We start from the raw sequence: 14,937 nt of genomic DNA on the forward strand, positions 1-14,937 counted from the left end.
CCCTGAAATCCCCTACGAACGTATCAGTCGCGCCGGCGCAGCAGCAGCGCCGCCAGCAGTAGTCCCAGCACGCCGGCGACCGGGGTGAACCCGGGCAGTCCGACGGCCGGGGTGGCCGTCGGCGTCTCTTCGGCCGGCGTCGCGGTCGCGGTGGCCGTCGGCGTCGCGGTCGGCGTCGGTGTCGCTTCGTCGACCTCCAGTCCACGGACGACGACCTCCTCGGAGCTCAGCGACCCGGACTGGGCCACCAGCGTCAGGTTCCCGGTCTGCTCGACCCGGAACCGGAACTGGCCGTTGGTCCCGGTCTGGCCGAGCGTCTCGCCGTCGAGCGAGATGGTGGCGCCGTTGACCGGCTCGTCGTAGGCGTTCAGGACGGAGACGCCGACCCGGTTCCCGACGAGCACGCGGGTGCTATCGGCGGTCAGGTTCAGCTCCGGCGTCCGCTGGGTGGTCGCGCGGACGGTCTGACTGGACTCGCCGACGGTGACCGTCCGTTCGACGGTCTGGTACCCCTCCTTCGTGATATCCACCTCCTGCTGGGTGTTGACCGGAACCGTGAACGTGACCCGGCCGTTGGTCGTTCGCTGGGTGCCGGTCCCCTCGAGCGTGACGGCAGCGTCGGAGATCGGCCGCGGGTCGTCGAAGTGGTCGTCGGAGACGCGGAACTCCAGGTTCACGCTCCCCTGGCGCATCTCGTAGGAGCGGATGACGCCCCCGGGCACCGACAGCGACGTCTCGTTCCGGTAGTAGCCGTCCTTCCGGAAGATGAGCGTGTAGTCGCCCTGCTCAATGGTGCCGCTGGAGAACCGGCCGTTCGCGTTCGTCTGCCCCGAGACCACCACGCGCTGGCCCGACCGGATGAACACCGTCGCGTTCCGGACCGCGGTATCACCCTCCTCGGTGAACGTCAGTGCCGCCGACCCCTTCTCAGCGACCTCGATGGTCACGTCCTGGGCCTCGGCGTTCGTAACAATCTTGGGGAAGTTACGGACGTAGGTGTCGTCCTGGATGGTGAGTTCGATATCCTCCCCCTGGGGCACGTCGATGAGCGTCCGACCGCTGGAGGTCGTCGTCTCGCTCGCGCTCCCGCCATCCCACGTCGCGTTGACCGTCGCCCCGCTGACGGGGTCCCCCGCCTCGTTCACCACCTTCACGTCCAGCGTCACCTGCTCCTGTGTCGCCGCCGTCGCCGTGCCGACGAACGGTGCCGCAGCCGCAACCACGAGGACTACACTGAGCAGTACGGCGCGTTGCATATCCGCCCCGACGGGGGGGGAACCTAAATATCCGCGGGCTCCCCGGCCGCATTTCGGCCGCGTGCCCCCCGATACCACCGGTCAGGACCCCTGAAGCCGCAGTATCCGGAATCAGCCGGGGAACGATCCGGGTCCGGCCTCACCGGCCGTCGCGTTCGGCCTCGGTCACGTCCACGGTGACCGGCTCGTCGGCTTCCTCGTCATCGGTCGCCGCGCGGCCGTCATCGTCGGTTCCGCCACCAAGCAGCGTCTCGCGGAGGTCGTCGGCGAACGACTCGACCTGGTTCCGCAGCGTCGCCACCTCGTCCTCGAACGCCTCGACGGTCCGGTCGACGTAGTACACCCGCTCTGCGGGAATCCGCCGGACGACGTCCTCGCCGTCGCGTTCGTCGATCTTGAGGATCCAGTGGTCCTGAAAGTACGCCACGTTCTCGTTCTCGAGCGAGCGCTCGACGGTGCCCTCGTCGGGATGCTCGTAGACGACCGTCGCCGTTCCGAGTTCCTCGTCCATACGCCGACGTGGTCGCGGGCGACGGATACGTTCTGGGGCCCGCGGTCGATGGCCTATTCGGGTACCTGCACACGGACTCGTGCGCGCGAAGGTCTAAGTAGGACCGAGGGCAACCCCCGGACAGGAATGTGGGGCAGCCGAGACCGTGACCGGACGCAGGTCACGTGCATCGCCTGCGGCGAGGAGGTGCCGCGAACGGCGGCACGCGAGTACGACAAGCACGGCAACCGCTGGGAGCGCGCGGACAAGGAGTTCGAGTACCTCTGCAAGGAGTGTCACAGCGACATCTGCCACCAGCCACGGGGGGACCTGGAGACCGTCCTCGTCGAGAGCGGCGCCGGCGAGGACGACCGGACGGCGTTCCTCCGCCGCTACACCGAACTCGCGACCGGCGAGGCCGAAAGCGAAGCCGAGAGCGAGCACGAGCGCGAGCGATAGGGTCGCCGTCGGCGCCCGCCCAACAGGACTAACTAGCCGTTTCTCCTACCCGCCTGCATGAGCGACACGGACGCCGACGAGCAGGCGCAGGCCGGGACCGCGGAGGGGCAGGGCCCCGTCCGCATCGACGAGGCGCTCGCCGACGCGCTCGCTGCAAAGCGGGAGTCCCTCTTCGAGGAGTTCGACCTCAACGACGAGTTCCCGAGCGAGGTCCTCAGCGAGGCCCGCGAGCGGACCACCGACACCGAGAGCGAGATACAGTCGGAGATCGGCGAGGACTACCGCACGGACTGCCGGGACCTCACCACCTGCACCATCGACCCGGCCGACGCGCAGGACTACGACGACGCCATCTCCATCCGCCGCGACGAGGACTACTACTACCTCCACGTCCACATCGCCGACGTCACCCACTACGTCCACCCGGGAACCGCGATGTGGCAGGAGGCCGTCGAGCGGGCCAACACGGTCTACCTTCCGGGCTACACGATGCACATGCTCCCGCCGGTACTGGCAGAGACGGTCTGCTCGCTGGTCCCCAACGAGGACCGCCTCGCCCACACGGTCGAGATGAAGATCGACGCCGAGACGCTCTCGAACGAGTCCATCGACATCTACAAATCGGTGGTCCACTCCGACGAGCGACTGACCTACAAGCAGGCCGAGAACCGCCTCGACGAGCCCGACGCCGACCTTCACGAGGAGCTGTCGCTGGCCTACGAGCTGGCCGAGGCGCTCCACGAGCAGCGCAAGGCGGACGGCTCCCTGGTGCTGAACCCGAAGCGCGACCGCGCCCACACCATCATCGAGGAGTGCATGCTGAAGGCCAACAAGGCCGTCACGCACGAACTCCAGTGGGTCCGCGGGCTGGAGGCGATGTTCCGCGTCCACCCGCAGCCCACCCCCGAGGAGTGGGACGAGGCCCTGCAGGAGATACAGGACCTCGACGGTGTCTCCATCCCCGGCGAGGCGTGGGACGACCCCCGCAAGGCCGTCAACGCGACCCTCGAACAGGCGCCGGGCCGCCAGCTGAACAAGATCCAGTGGGCCGTGATGAAGGTGATGCCGCGCGCGAAGTACATGGCCGACCCGTTCGGCGGCCACCACGCGCTCAACTTCGAGATCTACGGCCACTTCACCTCCCCCATCCGCCGGCTCTCGGACCTGGTCAACCACTGGATCATCTACCAGAACGAGACGCCCGGCGACCACTCGCTCCCGTCGCTGTGTGACCACGCCTCCAGCAAGCAGAAGGACGGCGAGACGGTCGAGCGCATCTACAAGGACTTCCTCCAGGAGGTCGGCCTCGACCCCCACGCCATCAACAACCGCGGCGTCGAGGTCGTCGAGGACCCCGACCCCGACGAGGACCTCGACCGGCGCAAGAGCGAGGTCAGCCCGGAAGCGTTCAACTGAGGGCCGTTCCGCGACGCCGAATCCGCGCTGAAACACTGTATCGGCCCTGTCGAGCGCCGAGCAGTCAGACACGGAACTCGGTGAGCCAGCCGTCAGGCGGGTGTACGGAGCTAACACTTTTCACCACGTGAGTCGCGTTTCCCAGTATGCCCTTCATCGAGCGATTCGACCACCTGAGTCTCCTCACCGCGTTCGTCGCGCTGGTGCTCGTCGCGATGCTCGTGGTCGTGCGGCCGGCACTTCCGGTGGCGCTGGCGCTCGTACTCGGTGTCGTCCTCTTCTCGGCCGGTGTCCCCGTCGCCATCCGCGAGACCATCCCGTCGTACAGACGGCTCCTCGGCGTCTACTGCGGCGTCTTCGGCGTCGCCAGGTTCGTGAGCGAGGGGTGGAGCGTCGAAACCGTGGGGTTGGTCTCGATCGGCGTCGCCTTCACACTCGAACTCGCCTACGAGCGCGTGGCCGGACGGTCCGCCGACATCGTCTGACCATCGGTCCAGAGGAGCGAGTTACACCGGACAGCGACGGTGTACCGTTCGAAAGCACTCCCGAAACGTACTGTTCGGAGACCACCACAGAACGTCGAGGATTCCGCGCCGAGGATTCCGGCTAGCTCACGCCGCCACCGGACTCGGACGGCGACCCAGGTAGACAGCGAGGAGGCCCGCGACGACCGCGAGGACGACGCTCGTGCCCACGTGAACCGGGAACGTGAACACCGCGTCGGCGCCGGGGACGTTGGCGTAGCTCAGGCCCGCAATCGCGACGAACGCGGGGCCGAGGGTCGCGTAGGTGGCCAGTGCCGCCGTCGCTACCCCGGAGAGACGGTCGGCGGATGCGACGACGAGTGCGCCCGCCAGCAGGCCGGCGACGAGGCCACCGAGGACCCCGAGGATGCCGATTCCGGGCGCGTCACCGCCGCCGAGGGATTCGATGACCACGACCGCGGCCAGCAGGAAGGTCGTGACGGCGGTTCCGATTCCGAGGGCGATTCGACGGGTGCTGTTCATGTGTGTACCGACGCGTCCCGAGGATATCTACCCGGAGGTGATTCCCAGCGGACGGGGACTGACGGGCGGCAGCGTGCGTCTACCGCGCATACACCGGCCCACCGACGAGCATGGGGAGCGCCACGTCGTCGTCGGGCGTCACGGCGAGGTACGGCCGCTCGACGGGACCGAACACGTCGACGACACGGCCGACCGTCTCCAGGTCCTCGTCAAGCACCATCGTCCCGATATCGGGGTGGTCCGCGTCGGGACAGCGGACGATGGCCAGCCCCTGGGCCGTCCGGACCACCTCGCCGAGTCGTCTCATCGCTCACCTCGCATCCTGAACACCGCGCTCACTCCCGCAACGCCGTCAGGTACGCGGCGACGGCGCCGAGCAGGTCGGACTTGCCGGCGTCGTCGGCGTTCTGTACGAGGACGCGCCCCCGCGGTTCGAACTCGCGGGCGTACGTCTTGTCGCGCTCGATGACGGCGTCGTAGCCGACCTGCTGGACGGCCTGCGCGAGTTCGTCGACCGTCGGCTCCTCGACCGCGAGGTCCTGGGGGACCCGGCGACCCTCCCCGCGGGAGTAGGCGGCGTCGAAGTAGGCGGGGTAGAGGACGTTCTCGACCATACCGGGGGGAGTGGGGGCCGCGGTAAATGGGTTTCCGAAGGCGCGCGCCGGCCGTCGGCCGCAGACGCGGGTCCTGTGCGGACGGTTCCGGGTGAACCGCCTGCCGATACACCTGTCGGCGACGGCAGAACCCGCCGCCCCCCATCCGTTCGGATAGCTTTTTACCCGTTTCCGACGCCACGTCGGTATGGGACTCGACGAGGATTCGCTCGAATATCACGAACGCGACCCTCCCGGCAAACTGGAGATCTCGACGACGAAGCCGACCAACACGCAGCGTGACCTCTCGCTGGCCTACTCGCCCGGCGTGGCCGCGCCGTGCCGCGAGATCCGCGACAACCCGGACGACGCCTTCAGCTACACCGCGAAGGGGAACATGGTCGGGGTCGTCTCGAACGGGACCGCCGTCCTCGGACTGGGCGATATCGGCGCGCAGGCCTCCAAGCCCGTCATGGAGGGGAAGGGCGTCCTCTTCAAGCGGTTCGCCGACATCGACGTCTTCGACATCGAACTCGACCAGGACGACCCGAAGGACATCATCCAGTCGGTGTCGGCGATGGAGCCGACGTTCGGCGGCATCAACCTGGAGGACATCAAGGCCCCCGAGTGCTTCGAGGTGGAGGAACGGCTCCGCGAGGAGATGGACATCCCCGTCTTCCACGACGACCAGCACGGGACCGCCATCATCTCCGGCGCGGCGCTCGTCAACGCCGCCGACATCGCCGGAAAGGACCTCTCCGAGCTGGAGATCGTCTTCTCCGGTGCCGGCGCCTCGGCCATCGCGACGGCGCGCTTCTACGTCTCGCTCGGCGCCAGCCGCGAGAACATCACGATGTGTGACTCCTCGGGCATCATCACCCAGGAGCGCGCCGACGCGGGCGACGTCAACGAGTTCAAGCAGGAGTTCGCCGCCGACCGCCCGGCGGGCGACCTCGCGGACGCCATGGAGGGCGCCGACGTGTTCGTCGGGCTCTCCATCGGCGGCCTCGTGAGTCAGGAGATGGTCCAGTCGATGGCCTCGGACCCCATCGTGTTCGCGATGGCGAACCCGGACCCGGAGATCGGCTACGAGGACGCGAAGGAGGCCCGCGACGACACCGTCATCATGGCGACGGGGCGCTCGGACTACCCCAATCAGGTGAACAACGTGCTGGGCTTCCCGTTCATCTTCCGCGGCGCGCTGGACGTGCGCGCGACGGAGATCAACGAGGAGATGAAGGTCGCCGCCGCCGAGGCGCTGGCCGACCTCGCCCGGCAGGACGTGCCCGACGCCGTCGTGAAGGCGTACGGCGACGAACCGCTCCAGTTCGGCCCCGAGTACATCATCCCGAAGCCGCTGGACCCGAGGGTCCTGTTCGAGGTGGCGCCGGCCGTCGCGGACGCCGCCGTCGAGTCCGGCAGCGCCCGGAAGGAACTCGACCACGAGCGGTACGTCGAGCGCCTCGAAGCGCGACTGGGCAAGTCCCGCGAGATGATGCGGGTCGTCCTCAACAAGGCCAAGAGCGAGCCCAAGCGGGTCGTCCTCGCGGAGGGCGACGACGAGAAGATGGTCCGGGCGGCGTTCCAGCTCCAGGAGCAGGGTATCGCCGAGCCGGTCCTCGTCGGCGACCGCGAGGAGATCTGGGCGACCGCCGAGCGGCTGGGCCTGGACTTCTCGCCCGAGATCGTCGACCCCGAGGAGGGGAACCTCGACCCGTACGCCGAGCGCCTCCACCAGCTCCGCCGCCGGAAGGGCATCACCCGCCGCGAGGCGGACGAGCTCATCCAGGACGGCAACTACCTCGGCAGCGTGATGGTGGAGATGGGCGACGCCGACGCGATGCTGACGGGCCTGATGCACCACTACCCCAGCGCCCTGCGCCCGCCGCTCCAGGTCATCGGCACCGCCGACGACGCCGACTACGCGGCCGGCGTCTACATGCTCACGTTCAAGAACCGCGTCGTCTTCTGTGCCGACGCGACCGTCAACCAGGAGCCCGACGAGGAGGTGCTCGCGGAGGTCACCAAGCAGACCGCGAAGCTCGCCCGCCGGTTCAACATCGAGCCGCGGGCCGCGCTCCTCTCGTACTCGGACTTCGGCTCCGTCGACAACGAGGGCACCCGCAAGCCCCGCGAGGCCGCCCGGATGCTCCACGGCGACGACGAGGTCGACTTCCCGGTCGACGGCGAGATGCAGGCCGACACCGCCGTGGTCGAGGAGATGCTCGAGGGCGACTACGACTTCGCCGACCTCGACGAGCCCGCGAACGTGCTCGTCTTCCCGAACCTCGAAGCGGGCAACATCGCCTACAAACTGCTCCAGCGCCTCGGCGGCGCCGAGGCCATCGGCCCGATGCTCGTCGGCATGGACAAGCCGGTCCACGTGCTCCAGCGCGGCGACGAGGTCAAGGACATCGTCAACCTCGCCGGCGTGGCCGTCGTCGACGCACAGGAGGACTGAGAAGACAGCACAGGTCGGCTGTCACGTCTCCTATCCGCCGGGCACTCCCTTACCCGAACCGCAACTGTCGAGATTGCGGTACATGACAGATGTCAGAGTCCTCGCCGGAACCACCGCGCCAGCCCCGCGCTCGTCACGAGTTCGATGACCCCGAACGCCACCGCCGGGAGTGCCGCGGCCGGCGGGAAGCCCGCCGAGACGACCAGCGCGGCCGCGACCGCGAAGTCGCGCATCCCGACCGAGAGCGTCGTCGCGATTCGGGCGGGGCGGTCGAACGGGGCGCTGGCGAGCCACCCTGCGGTGTAGCCGCCGAGGTTGAGCGCGAGCGCCCCCACCGCGACCGCGCCGATCTGCGAGCCACCCGCGCGGACGAGACCGGCGTTCTCCGCGGTGACGCCGCCGATGATGACGACCACGAGGACGGCGGCCACCGACGGGTAGAGCTGGTCGTACCGTCCCACCTGCTCCGGGAACCGGGTCCGCAGGCCCACGGCGACGACCATCGGCAGCACGACCGCCAGCGCCAGCCCGCGGACGATACGGAGCGTGTCGAACGCGACAGCGTCGCCGACGAGGAGCGTCACCGCCCCGGGGACGAGGGCGACGCTGCCGAGCCCCACGAGGACGAGGACTGCGGAGGCCAGCGCCGTATCGCCGTCGGCGAGTTCGGTCATCACGGGCGTCACGAGTTCGGGTGTCACCGCGCCCAGCACGACGAACCCGACGGTGAGCGCCGGCCCGAGCCCGAGCAGACGCGCGACGGCGAACGCCGCCAGCACCATCCCGGTCTGGACGACCAGCGCCACCGCAAGCGCCCGGCGGTCGACCGCGCGGAAGGCGCCGACCGACAGCGTGAGCGAGACCGCCCCGACCATCGCGGCGAGGATGGGCGTCGAGAACGCCGTGACGGCCCCGAGTTCCGGTATCGCGAACCCGACGCCGACGGCGAGCGCCACCCAGCCGACGAGGTAGTCGTCGACCAGTCGGGCGGCGCGGGTCGCGAGGCTCATCGGGCGCTCTCCGGCCCCGGCTGCCACGGCCCCCGGTTCACGTCTCCGCCTGCAGGCGCTCGCGGACGGTCTCGGTTATCGCCGCCTCGTCGTACTCGTCGGTCGACTTGTCGAAGACCTGTTCGCCGTCGACGCGGACGACGAAGACACCCCCGTCGCCGGGGCGGAGCGCGACGGTCTCCAGTTGCTGGCCGAACAGCGCCAGCAGGTCGCGCTGGAGGTCGGCAGCACGGTCCAGATGGCCACACGGCACACAGTACTCGATCTCGACGCGGGTCACGGGCGGGTCTTGTGGACCTGTCGTCTTCAATCCGCGCTCAGGGTGCGCTGACCCGGTTACGGTCGCGTACCGAACCATCACGGAGCTGCCGGCCTTCGTCCGGGCGTGTCCCCCGAAACCGACCGCCGCACCGACTGCCTCGCCGACTGGTGCGCCGACGCCGAGTGGTGTGGCCTGACCTGCGCGCTGGACGTACTCGACCGGAAGTGGAGCCCCGTCGTGGTCGCCGTCCTGCTGGACGGTCCCCGTGGGTTCGCGGCCATCTCCGACGCCGTCGACGGCGTCTCGGGGACGGTCCTCTCGGAGACGCTGGACGACCTCACCGACGCCGGCATCGTCGAACGCCGGACCGTCTCGGAGCGCCCCCATCGCGTCGAGTACCGGCTCACCGCGGCTGGACGCGACCTCGAGCCGGCCGTCGAGGCGCTCCGGGAGTGGGGCGAGCGTCACGGCACGGCCTGACCCGGCCTCAGTCCTCGTCCCCGAACACCAGTGCGGCGTCCTCGCGGGTGCGCTCGATGCTCTCGTCGAGGTCGAAGGCGGCAGCTATCTCGCCGTCCTCGACGACCGGCTCCAGCAACGGCGCGCCGTCCGCCGGCCCGTCCTCGCGAGCGAGTCCGAGATGATGCGCGCCGTCCGGGGTGCGGTACACCTGCTTCGGGAGCGAGAGCTTCCCCCGCTTGGCGGCCGGCTCGCCCTCGACGGTGATGAGGTCAAGCCCGAAGTCGACCGAGTCGGCGTCACTGATGGCACCGCCGACGCCGAAGCCGTCGGCCACGTCGCGCAGTTCGCGGAGGTCGGCCGGGCCGAGGCCGCCGGAGACGAAGATGTCGATGTCCTCGTGACCGCGAGCGTCGAGTTCCCAGCGGACCTCCCGGCAGATATGCCGGAAGTCGCCGCGGCGCGAGCCCGTCGTGTCCAGGCGGACGCCGTTCAGGTCGTCGACGGCCTCGGCGGCGCGGATGGCCTCGTCGACCTCGTCGCTGTAGGTGTCCACGAGCGCCGTCCGCGGGACATCGGGGCCGACGCCCTCGTCGAAGGCGCGCCACGCGGCCTCCTGCTCGCCGCGGCCGAAGCAGATGACCAGCGCGTGTGGCATCGTTCCCGTCGCCTCCCGGCCGAGCACCTCGCCAGCGGCGACGTGGGAGAAGCCGTCGAGGCCCGCGAGCAGCGCCGAGCGCTCCAGGACGGCCGCCAGCGACGGGTGGAGGTGGCGCGCGCCGAAGGAGACGACCGGGGTGCCGGGCGCGGCCCGCCGGAGTTCGTGCGCGGCGGTGGCGAACGCGGTCGCCTGCGAGAGGAATCCGAGGAGTGAGGTCTCGTGCCGGGCGAAATCCCGATACGGACCCTCGATGCGGACGACGGGTCCGCCGTCGAAGAACGTCCCCGGCGGGAGCGCGTGCACGTCGACGGGCAGCCCCTCGAACAGGTGGATGGCGTCCTCGATGCCGGCGAACAGGTGCGGGTCGCCCGAGGGGAACTGCCCGAGCGTCACCTCGGCGACGACGTGGGGGTTCCGGTCGGCCCCGTCCAGTGCCGTCTCCGTCCGGAGGAAGTACGCGTCGGTGGCGGTACCGTCGCGGATGGCGGCGGGCGGGACGATATCGAACGGGTGGTCGGTCCCGTGGTCCGGTTCCTCGGTCATGCCCGTCGGGACTCGTGGCGCGTCGAAAAAGGTGGGGACTCCTGCGGCGACGCTACCGGAGCGCGTCGAGTACCGCCGCGGTGTCGGCAATCGTCGCGAACTCGCCCGAGAGATGCGCAAGTGCCGTCCGGTGGACCGTCTCGGCGTCGAACCGCTCGTCGTCGTAGGAGCGGTCGAACGTGGCGCAGGCATCGGCGACGAGGACGACATCGAACCCGCGGTTCTCGGCCATCCGGGCGGTGGTCGAGACGCAGTGGTCGGTCGTCAGGCCCGCGAGGACGAGCGTCCGGCGGCCGCGGTCGCGGAGCCACCACTCCAGGTCCGTGTCGACGAAGGCGCCGTTGACGGACTTGACGAACTCCGGCTCCGCGTCGTCGGGCGAGAGCCCCGGCTTGAACGCGAACCCCGGAGTGTCGCGCTGCAGCGGCGAGTCCGCGTCCATCGAGTCGTGTCGGATGTGGGCCACGGGCTGCTCGCGTTCGCGCCACGCCGCGAGCAGGTCGCGAGCGTTCGCTTCCGCGTCGGGGTTGTTCCGCTCCCCCCAACGGGGCTCGTCGAATCCCACCTGGAAATCGACGAGGACGAGCACCGCATCGTCAGGTACCGCGAGCGCGCCACGGGACATGCCGGTCATCTCGGGACGAGGGAACTTAATCGTCCGCCGCCCCGGCGGCAGGCATCACGGGGTCGAACCGCTGGTCGACCTTCGGGTGCTCGCGGGAGAACGTCACCGGGCACGCGTCGGGCGCCTGGGACTCGTCCTCCGGGAGCATGTACTGGTGCCACTCGCGGTCGCCGGGGACCCCCCAGTCCCCGAGGTTGGCGTGCGGGCAGACGCCGTCGTACCGTTCGAGGTTGTTCTGGATGGTCTCGCGGGCGCGCTGGCCGGCCTCCGTGTCGCCCGTGATGCCATCGAACAGCGTCCGTGGCTGGAAGGTGATCTCCAGACCGACCGGACAGTAGCGCGAGCGATACGTGTCGTAGAAGGGCGCCCGGCAGGTCGGGAACATCGGTTCGCCGCCGAAACAGAACTCCCAGAACCGGCTGTCCGTCTCCGTCGGGATGTCGTCGGGCCACGGCTCCGGGTCGTGGACGTGCAACACCTCGAGGACGTGCCAGAGTGCCTCGTGGTAGTCGGCCTCCGCCTCGATGTCCGCCTCGGGGCGGAAGAACACGACGAACGAGGCACGCCCCTCGCGGTCCGCGTACACGTCGAGGTACTCCAGCAGCGAGTCGCGGAACGACAGCAGCGCGTCGCGCTCGCTCGTCGACGGGACCGCGGTGTACAGCGGTTCGCCGTTGGCGACCGATTCGGCGCCGAAGAAGCAGGGGAACGACTCGCCCTCGTGCTCACCGGTGAGGCTCTCGTGGAACGTTCGCCAGTGCCGCTCGACCCAGTCGGGCAGCTCGCCGGCCTCGACCCGCTCGGCGAGGGTGTCCTGGTCCATGACGGACTGGAACCCCGGCTCGTTCATACCGCTCGTTGTGGACCGGGCGGATTCAATTCTCCGGTCCGTCGGGCCCGCCGTCGCCGGCCGTGAGCCCCGTCACGGCGTCCCCGACGGCGACCGTCCCGCCCGTGACGATGCGTGCCCGGAGCCCCCCACGGTGGACGAGGGCCTCGCGGACCCCCTCGCGCTCGAGGTGGCGCTCCAGATACGAGCAGGGTTCGCAGAGTTCGACGCCCACACAGACCGCGTCCCCGACCCGGAACCGCTCGCCGACGAGGTGGTTGAGGGCGATTCCCTCGGTCGTGACGTTGCGCCGGTGGATGCCCGGTTCGAGGGCGATATCGTAGTCGGCCTCGACCGCATCGAGGGCCTCCCGTTCGATGAGGGTGAGGTCGCTTCCCTCGCGGCTGGCGAAGGTCCCCGTCTCGTCGAAGTAGCGGTCGCCACGGAGGCCCGCGTCGGCCGCGGCCATCACCGCGTCGCGCGACTCGACCGGCGCGCCGGACTCGGGCGCGACGTGGATGGCGCGGACGATTCCGTCACTGGTCATACCTGGAACTGGAACGCGCCCGACCTGACGGTTTCGCCACCGTGTGACACCGACTCACCCGCGGTTCGTCGCCATCTCAACCGTCGCCGTGGGTCACGTCGCGCCCGTCCTCGTCCAGCACCCGGACCGTATCACCCGGTTCGACCCCGTTGGCGGCCCCAGCCGGGAGTTCGAGGACGGTGTCCGCCTTCGCACGGCCCGTTCCGCGCCACGCCCGCATCCGCTCTACGGCCTGCACCTCGCCGTCGACGAGCCACACCGCGTCGATGTCGAACGGGACGAACACCATGTGCAGGCCCCGCGTCGTGACGCGGCCGAAGCGGAACACGAGCGCGAAGTCGTCCGGCACCGAGCGACGGAACATGAGGCCGATACCCTGCGAGAAGAGCCCATCCGCGAACTCGACGGTCGTCGCTAGCGTCCGCTCGGACCCGCTCGCCGGTTCGTGGACGACGCGCACGGCGGAAACATCGCGAGGTCGGGACAAATAGGTTGCGGAGACCTCGAGTTTCGAGCGAGTCGGCATGTTTCGCCCCGAAACAGAGACATTATCCGTTTAAGCGACCGTTTATCGGATAATACCTCGGGCGCCCGCTGTCGGGAATCACGCCGCTAGCGGGCGAAGGGTTTAGCGGCCGGCGGCCGTCCGGCCCGACAGTGCGACCCGCCCTCCCCGCCGTCTGCTGTGCCCTCCTGCTGGTCCTGGCCGGATGTAGCGTCGGGTACGACGGCCCCGGGACGACCGGGACCACGGTGCCGACATCCGGACCGACGGCCACGCCCGCGGACGGTAGTGGGTCCACATCGACCGCCACCGGGACGGCCACGCCGACCGCGTCGTCGTCGACCCCGACGTTCCCCGAGCCGACGGCCACCGCCATCGAGACGCCGACGCCGCCCACCACGCAGGAGCCGGGCGGGCTCGGCGGGCTCGGCGGCCTCTTCGGCGGGAGCGACGGGGACTCCATCGCGGTCCAGGGCGGCGAGCTGCCGCTGGACCCGACACGGGTGTACGACCGAACGAGCCGACTCCTGGGGACGGACGCCCCGCGGCCGAACGCGGTCCAGTTGCTGGACACGACCGGTAACACGACGCGGCCGCCCGAGTTCCAGCGCCTGCTCGGCCTCGAACGGAACGTGACCGAGGTCGAGGCCGTCGCCTTCGTCGCGGGCCCCCGGACGGTGTACGTCAACCGCAACCTCACCGACCGGCCGGCGTTCCTCGAACACGTCCTCGCCCACGAGTTCGCCCACACCGTCCAGTTCCGACGGGGCGACATCGGCCGCGTGACGGCGGCCACGGCGTCGGGGCCGGACGGCCGCTTCGCCAGCACCGCCGTCATCGAGGGTGGCGCGAGCTACGTCGAGGACCGCTACTGGCTGGCCTACATGGTGAACCGGTCGGCTCCCGGCCCGCGGCCGGCTCGCGACCTGGAGCGACGCTACCGGAACAGCGACGGCGCCGCGCGCTACGCCTTCGCGCCGTACTGGTTCGGCTACCGGTATCTGACGGCGACCGTCGACTCCCCCGCCGACCTGTCCGCCGTGTACGCCGACCCGCCGACGACGAGCGAGCAGGTGCTCCACCCCGGCGTCCGCGACGAGCCGGTCCCCCTGAACGTCACGCTCCGCGGCGAGACCGAGGGCGTCTGGCAGGAGACGTTCGCACCCGCGCGGGGCCGCGTCGGCGAGGCGTTCGTCCGGGTGGCGCTCGGTACCGAACTCCGCGACGAGCGGGCCGCCCGCGCCGCGGCCGGCTGGGGCAACGACACCCGCATCGCGTTCAACAACGAGAGCGGCGCCCGGGGCTACGCGTGGGTGCTGCGGTTCGACGACGAGGGGAACGCCAGCGAGTTCGACGACGCCCTCGCCGACTACCTCGACGAACGGACCGGGACGGGTCCGCTGGCCGACGACCGGACCGGCCGCCAGTGGGCGACGACGCTCGACGGGCGGCCCATCGCCTACCGCCTCCGCCGGACGGACGGCCGGACGGCGGTGCTGCTGCTCGGGACACCGGGGTTCGTGGACGCCGACACGACGACCGTCCGCGAAGGGGACGGGCGGGTCGTCATCACGACGGACCGCGAGGCGGACCGTGAGGACGGGTAGCGGGCGTTACAGCGTGAGCGCGAGCGGGACGCCGAAGACGAGCGCGAGGCCCACCAGCGCGACGACGAAGCCGATGGCGACCTGCCGGGCGGTGTACGCGCTCTGCGGGGCGGTCGTGCGGCCCTCGTCGTCGTCCTCGTGACCGTGGTCGTGGTCGTCTGCCATATCCGAGCCTCCGTCGGGGCGCACTTGCCAGTATCGGTCCGT

General features: G+C 70.0%; 19 protein-coding genes. 6 read left to right on the top strand and 13 right to left on the bottom strand.

Annotated features, from left to right (window positions below; translation table 11 throughout):
• Positions 1–23: 23 nt before the first annotated feature.
• Together NL114_RS04310 and NL114_RS04315 are read right to left on the bottom strand one after the other, a co-directional pair.
• Positions 24–1,256 (bottom strand): PGF-CTERM sorting domain-containing protein, encoded by a 1,233-nt coding sequence (locus NL114_RS04310; protein WP_254823567.1) that lies wholly within the window; start codon positions 1,254–1,256, stop codon positions 24–26.
• A 139-nt stretch (positions 1,257–1,395) separates the two neighbouring features.
• A complete protein-coding gene (locus NL114_RS04315; protein WP_254823568.1) occupies positions 1,396–1,767 on the bottom strand; it encodes a hypothetical protein in 372 nt (123 codons plus the stop codon).
• Positions 1,768–1,893: 126 nt separating this feature from the next.
• Between NL114_RS04315 and NL114_RS04320 the strand changes: the two genes are divergently transcribed.
• The 3 genes from NL114_RS04320 (at position 1,894) to NL114_RS04330 (ending at position 4,106) form a co-directional block, all read left to right on the top strand.
• Complete coding sequence (locus tag NL114_RS04320; protein WP_254823569.1) at positions 1,894–2,205, top strand: DUF7562 family protein; 312 nt, start codon at positions 1,894–1,896, stop codon at positions 2,203–2,205.
• Between the two features lie 57 nt (positions 2,206–2,262).
• Positions 2,263–3,621, top strand: coding sequence for a ribonuclease catalytic domain-containing protein (locus NL114_RS04325; RefSeq protein WP_254823570.1), 1,359 nt, complete (start codon positions 2,263–2,265; stop codon positions 3,619–3,621).
• A gap of 146 nt (positions 3,622–3,767) precedes the next feature.
• A complete protein-coding gene (locus NL114_RS04330; protein ID WP_254823571.1) occupies positions 3,768–4,106 on the top strand; it encodes a hypothetical protein in 339 nt (112 codons plus the stop codon).
• 126 nt (positions 4,107–4,232) lie between these two features.
• Here the strand turns inward: NL114_RS04330 and NL114_RS04335 are convergent, their stop codons facing one another.
• The 3 genes from NL114_RS04335 to srp19 all read right to left on the bottom strand — a co-directional run bounded on the left by NL114_RS04335 (position 4,233) and on the right by srp19 (position 5,242).
• Positions 4,233–4,628 (bottom strand): DUF8147 domain-containing protein, encoded by a 396-nt coding sequence (locus NL114_RS04335; protein WP_254823572.1) that lies wholly within the window; start codon positions 4,626–4,628, stop codon positions 4,233–4,235.
• A gap of 79 nt (positions 4,629–4,707) precedes the next feature.
• The gene (locus NL114_RS04340) at positions 4,708–4,935 is read right to left on the bottom strand and encodes an H/ACA ribonucleoprotein complex subunit GAR1 (RefSeq protein ID WP_254823573.1); all 228 of its coding nucleotides are present in this window, start codon (positions 4,933–4,935) and stop codon (positions 4,708–4,710) included.
• Between the two features lie 28 nt (positions 4,936–4,963).
• Complete coding sequence (gene srp19, locus NL114_RS04345; protein ID WP_254823574.1) at positions 4,964–5,242, bottom strand: signal recognition particle subunit SRP19; 279 nt, start codon at positions 5,240–5,242, stop codon at positions 4,964–4,966.
• 187 nt (positions 5,243–5,429) lie between these two features.
• Between srp19 and NL114_RS04350 the strand changes: the two genes are divergently transcribed.
• A complete protein-coding gene (locus tag NL114_RS04350) occupies positions 5,430–7,682 on the top strand; it encodes an NADP-dependent malic enzyme (RefSeq protein WP_254823575.1) in 2,253 nt (750 codons plus the stop codon).
• A 92-nt stretch (positions 7,683–7,774) separates the two neighbouring features.
• Here the strand turns inward: NL114_RS04350 and NL114_RS04355 are convergent, their stop codons facing one another.
• Both NL114_RS04355 and NL114_RS04360 read right to left on the bottom strand, forming a co-directional pair.
• A complete protein-coding gene (locus tag NL114_RS04355) occupies positions 7,775–8,692 on the bottom strand; it encodes a bile acid:sodium symporter family protein (RefSeq protein ID WP_254823576.1) in 918 nt (305 codons plus the stop codon).
• Positions 8,693–8,729: 37 nt separating this feature from the next.
• The gene (locus NL114_RS04360) at positions 8,730–8,972 is read right to left on the bottom strand and encodes an Rdx family protein (RefSeq protein ID WP_254823577.1); all 243 of its coding nucleotides are present in this window, start codon (positions 8,970–8,972) and stop codon (positions 8,730–8,732) included.
• A 105-nt stretch (positions 8,973–9,077) separates the two neighbouring features.
• Here NL114_RS04360 and NL114_RS04365 point away from each other — a divergent pair, with 105 nt between their 5' ends.
• Positions 9,078–9,434, top strand: coding sequence for a winged helix-turn-helix transcriptional regulator (locus NL114_RS04365; protein ID WP_254823578.1), 357 nt, complete (start codon positions 9,078–9,080; stop codon positions 9,432–9,434).
• 7 nt (positions 9,435–9,441) lie between these two features.
• Here NL114_RS04365 and NL114_RS04370 read toward each other — a convergent pair whose 3' ends face one another.
• The 5 genes from NL114_RS04370 to NL114_RS04390 all read right to left on the bottom strand — a co-directional run bounded on the left by NL114_RS04370 (position 9,442) and on the right by NL114_RS04390 (position 13,078).
• Entirely contained in the window at positions 9,442–10,617 is a 1,176-nt protein-coding gene (locus NL114_RS04370; RefSeq protein WP_254823579.1) for a nicotinate phosphoribosyltransferase, read from the bottom strand.
• A gap of 52 nt (positions 10,618–10,669) precedes the next feature.
• Complete coding sequence (locus NL114_RS04375; RefSeq protein ID WP_254823580.1) at positions 10,670–11,242, bottom strand: cysteine hydrolase family protein; 573 nt, start codon at positions 11,240–11,242, stop codon at positions 10,670–10,672.
• A 25-nt stretch (positions 11,243–11,267) separates the two neighbouring features.
• Entirely contained in the window at positions 11,268–12,092 is an 825-nt protein-coding gene (locus NL114_RS04380; RefSeq protein ID WP_254823581.1) for a YqcI/YcgG family protein, read from the bottom strand.
• Between the two features lie 25 nt (positions 12,093–12,117).
• On the bottom strand, positions 12,118–12,618 hold the full coding sequence (locus NL114_RS04385; protein WP_254823582.1) for an MOSC domain-containing protein: 501 nt from the start codon (positions 12,616–12,618) through the stop codon (positions 12,118–12,120).
• Positions 12,619–12,694: 76 nt separating this feature from the next.
• Complete coding sequence (locus NL114_RS04390) at positions 12,695–13,078, bottom strand: DUF192 domain-containing protein (RefSeq protein ID WP_254823583.1); 384 nt, start codon at positions 13,076–13,078, stop codon at positions 12,695–12,697.
• Between the two features lie 197 nt (positions 13,079–13,275).
• Here NL114_RS04390 and NL114_RS04395 point away from each other — a divergent pair, with 197 nt between their 5' ends.
• Positions 13,276–14,730 carry a M48 family metalloprotease gene (locus NL114_RS04395; protein WP_254823584.1) on the top strand — a complete coding sequence of 485 codons (1,455 nt, stop codon included), beginning with the start codon at positions 13,276–13,278 and terminating at the stop codon, positions 14,728–14,730.
• Between the two features lie 6 nt (positions 14,731–14,736).
• On the opposite strand, the gene NL114_RS04400 is transcribed toward NL114_RS04395, so the two are convergent.
• The gene (locus NL114_RS04400; protein WP_254823585.1) at positions 14,737–14,895 is read right to left on the bottom strand and encodes a DUF7550 family protein; all 159 of its coding nucleotides are present in this window, start codon (positions 14,893–14,895) and stop codon (positions 14,737–14,739) included.
• Positions 14,896–14,937: the final 42 nt, after the last annotated feature.

Source organism: Haloglomus halophilum, assembly GCF_024298885.1.
In the GTDB taxonomy this organism is placed as follows: domain Archaea; phylum Halobacteriota; class Halobacteria; order Halobacteriales; family Haloarculaceae; genus Haloglomus; species Haloglomus halophilum.

Coding starts and splice junctions, on each gene's coding strand:
- NL114_RS04400 (WP_254823585.1), bottom strand. CDS start 14,895: ATGGCAGACGACCACGACCACGGTCACGAGGACGACGACGAGGGCCGC.
- NL114_RS04385 (WP_254823582.1), bottom strand. CDS start 12,618: ATGACCAGTGACGGAATCGTCCGCGCCATCCACGTCGCGCCCGAGTCC.
- NL114_RS04370 (WP_254823579.1), bottom strand. CDS start 10,617: ATGACCGAGGAACCGGACCACGGGACCGACCACCCGTTCGATATCGTC.
- NL114_RS04325 (WP_254823570.1), top strand. CDS start 2,263: ATGAGCGACACGGACGCCGACGAGCAGGCGCAGGCCGGGACCGCGGAG.
- NL114_RS04330 (WP_254823571.1), top strand. CDS start 3,768: ATGCCCTTCATCGAGCGATTCGACCACCTGAGTCTCCTCACCGCGTTC.
- NL114_RS04350 (WP_254823575.1), top strand. CDS start 5,430: ATGGGACTCGACGAGGATTCGCTCGAATATCACGAACGCGACCCTCCC.
- NL114_RS04320 (WP_254823569.1), top strand. CDS start 1,894: ATGTGGGGCAGCCGAGACCGTGACCGGACGCAGGTCACGTGCATCGCC.
- NL114_RS04315 (WP_254823568.1), bottom strand. CDS start 1,767: ATGGACGAGGAACTCGGAACGGCGACGGTCGTCTACGAGCATCCCGAC.
- srp19 (WP_254823574.1), bottom strand. CDS start 5,242: ATGGTCGAGAACGTCCTCTACCCCGCCTACTTCGACGCCGCCTACTCC.
- NL114_RS04310 (WP_254823567.1), bottom strand. CDS start 1,256: ATGCAACGCGCCGTACTGCTCAGTGTAGTCCTCGTGGTTGCGGCTGCG.
- NL114_RS04355 (WP_254823576.1), bottom strand. CDS start 8,692: ATGAGCCTCGCGACCCGCGCCGCCCGACTGGTCGACGACTACCTCGTC.
- NL114_RS04340 (WP_254823573.1), bottom strand. CDS start 4,935: ATGAGACGACTCGGCGAGGTGGTCCGGACGGCCCAGGGGCTGGCCATC.
- NL114_RS04380 (WP_254823581.1), bottom strand. CDS start 12,092: ATGAACGAGCCGGGGTTCCAGTCCGTCATGGACCAGGACACCCTCGCC.
- NL114_RS04375 (WP_254823580.1), bottom strand. CDS start 11,242: ATGTCCCGTGGCGCGCTCGCGGTACCTGACGATGCGGTGCTCGTCCTC.
- NL114_RS04335 (WP_254823572.1), bottom strand. CDS start 4,628: ATGAACAGCACCCGTCGAATCGCCCTCGGAATCGGAACCGCCGTCACG.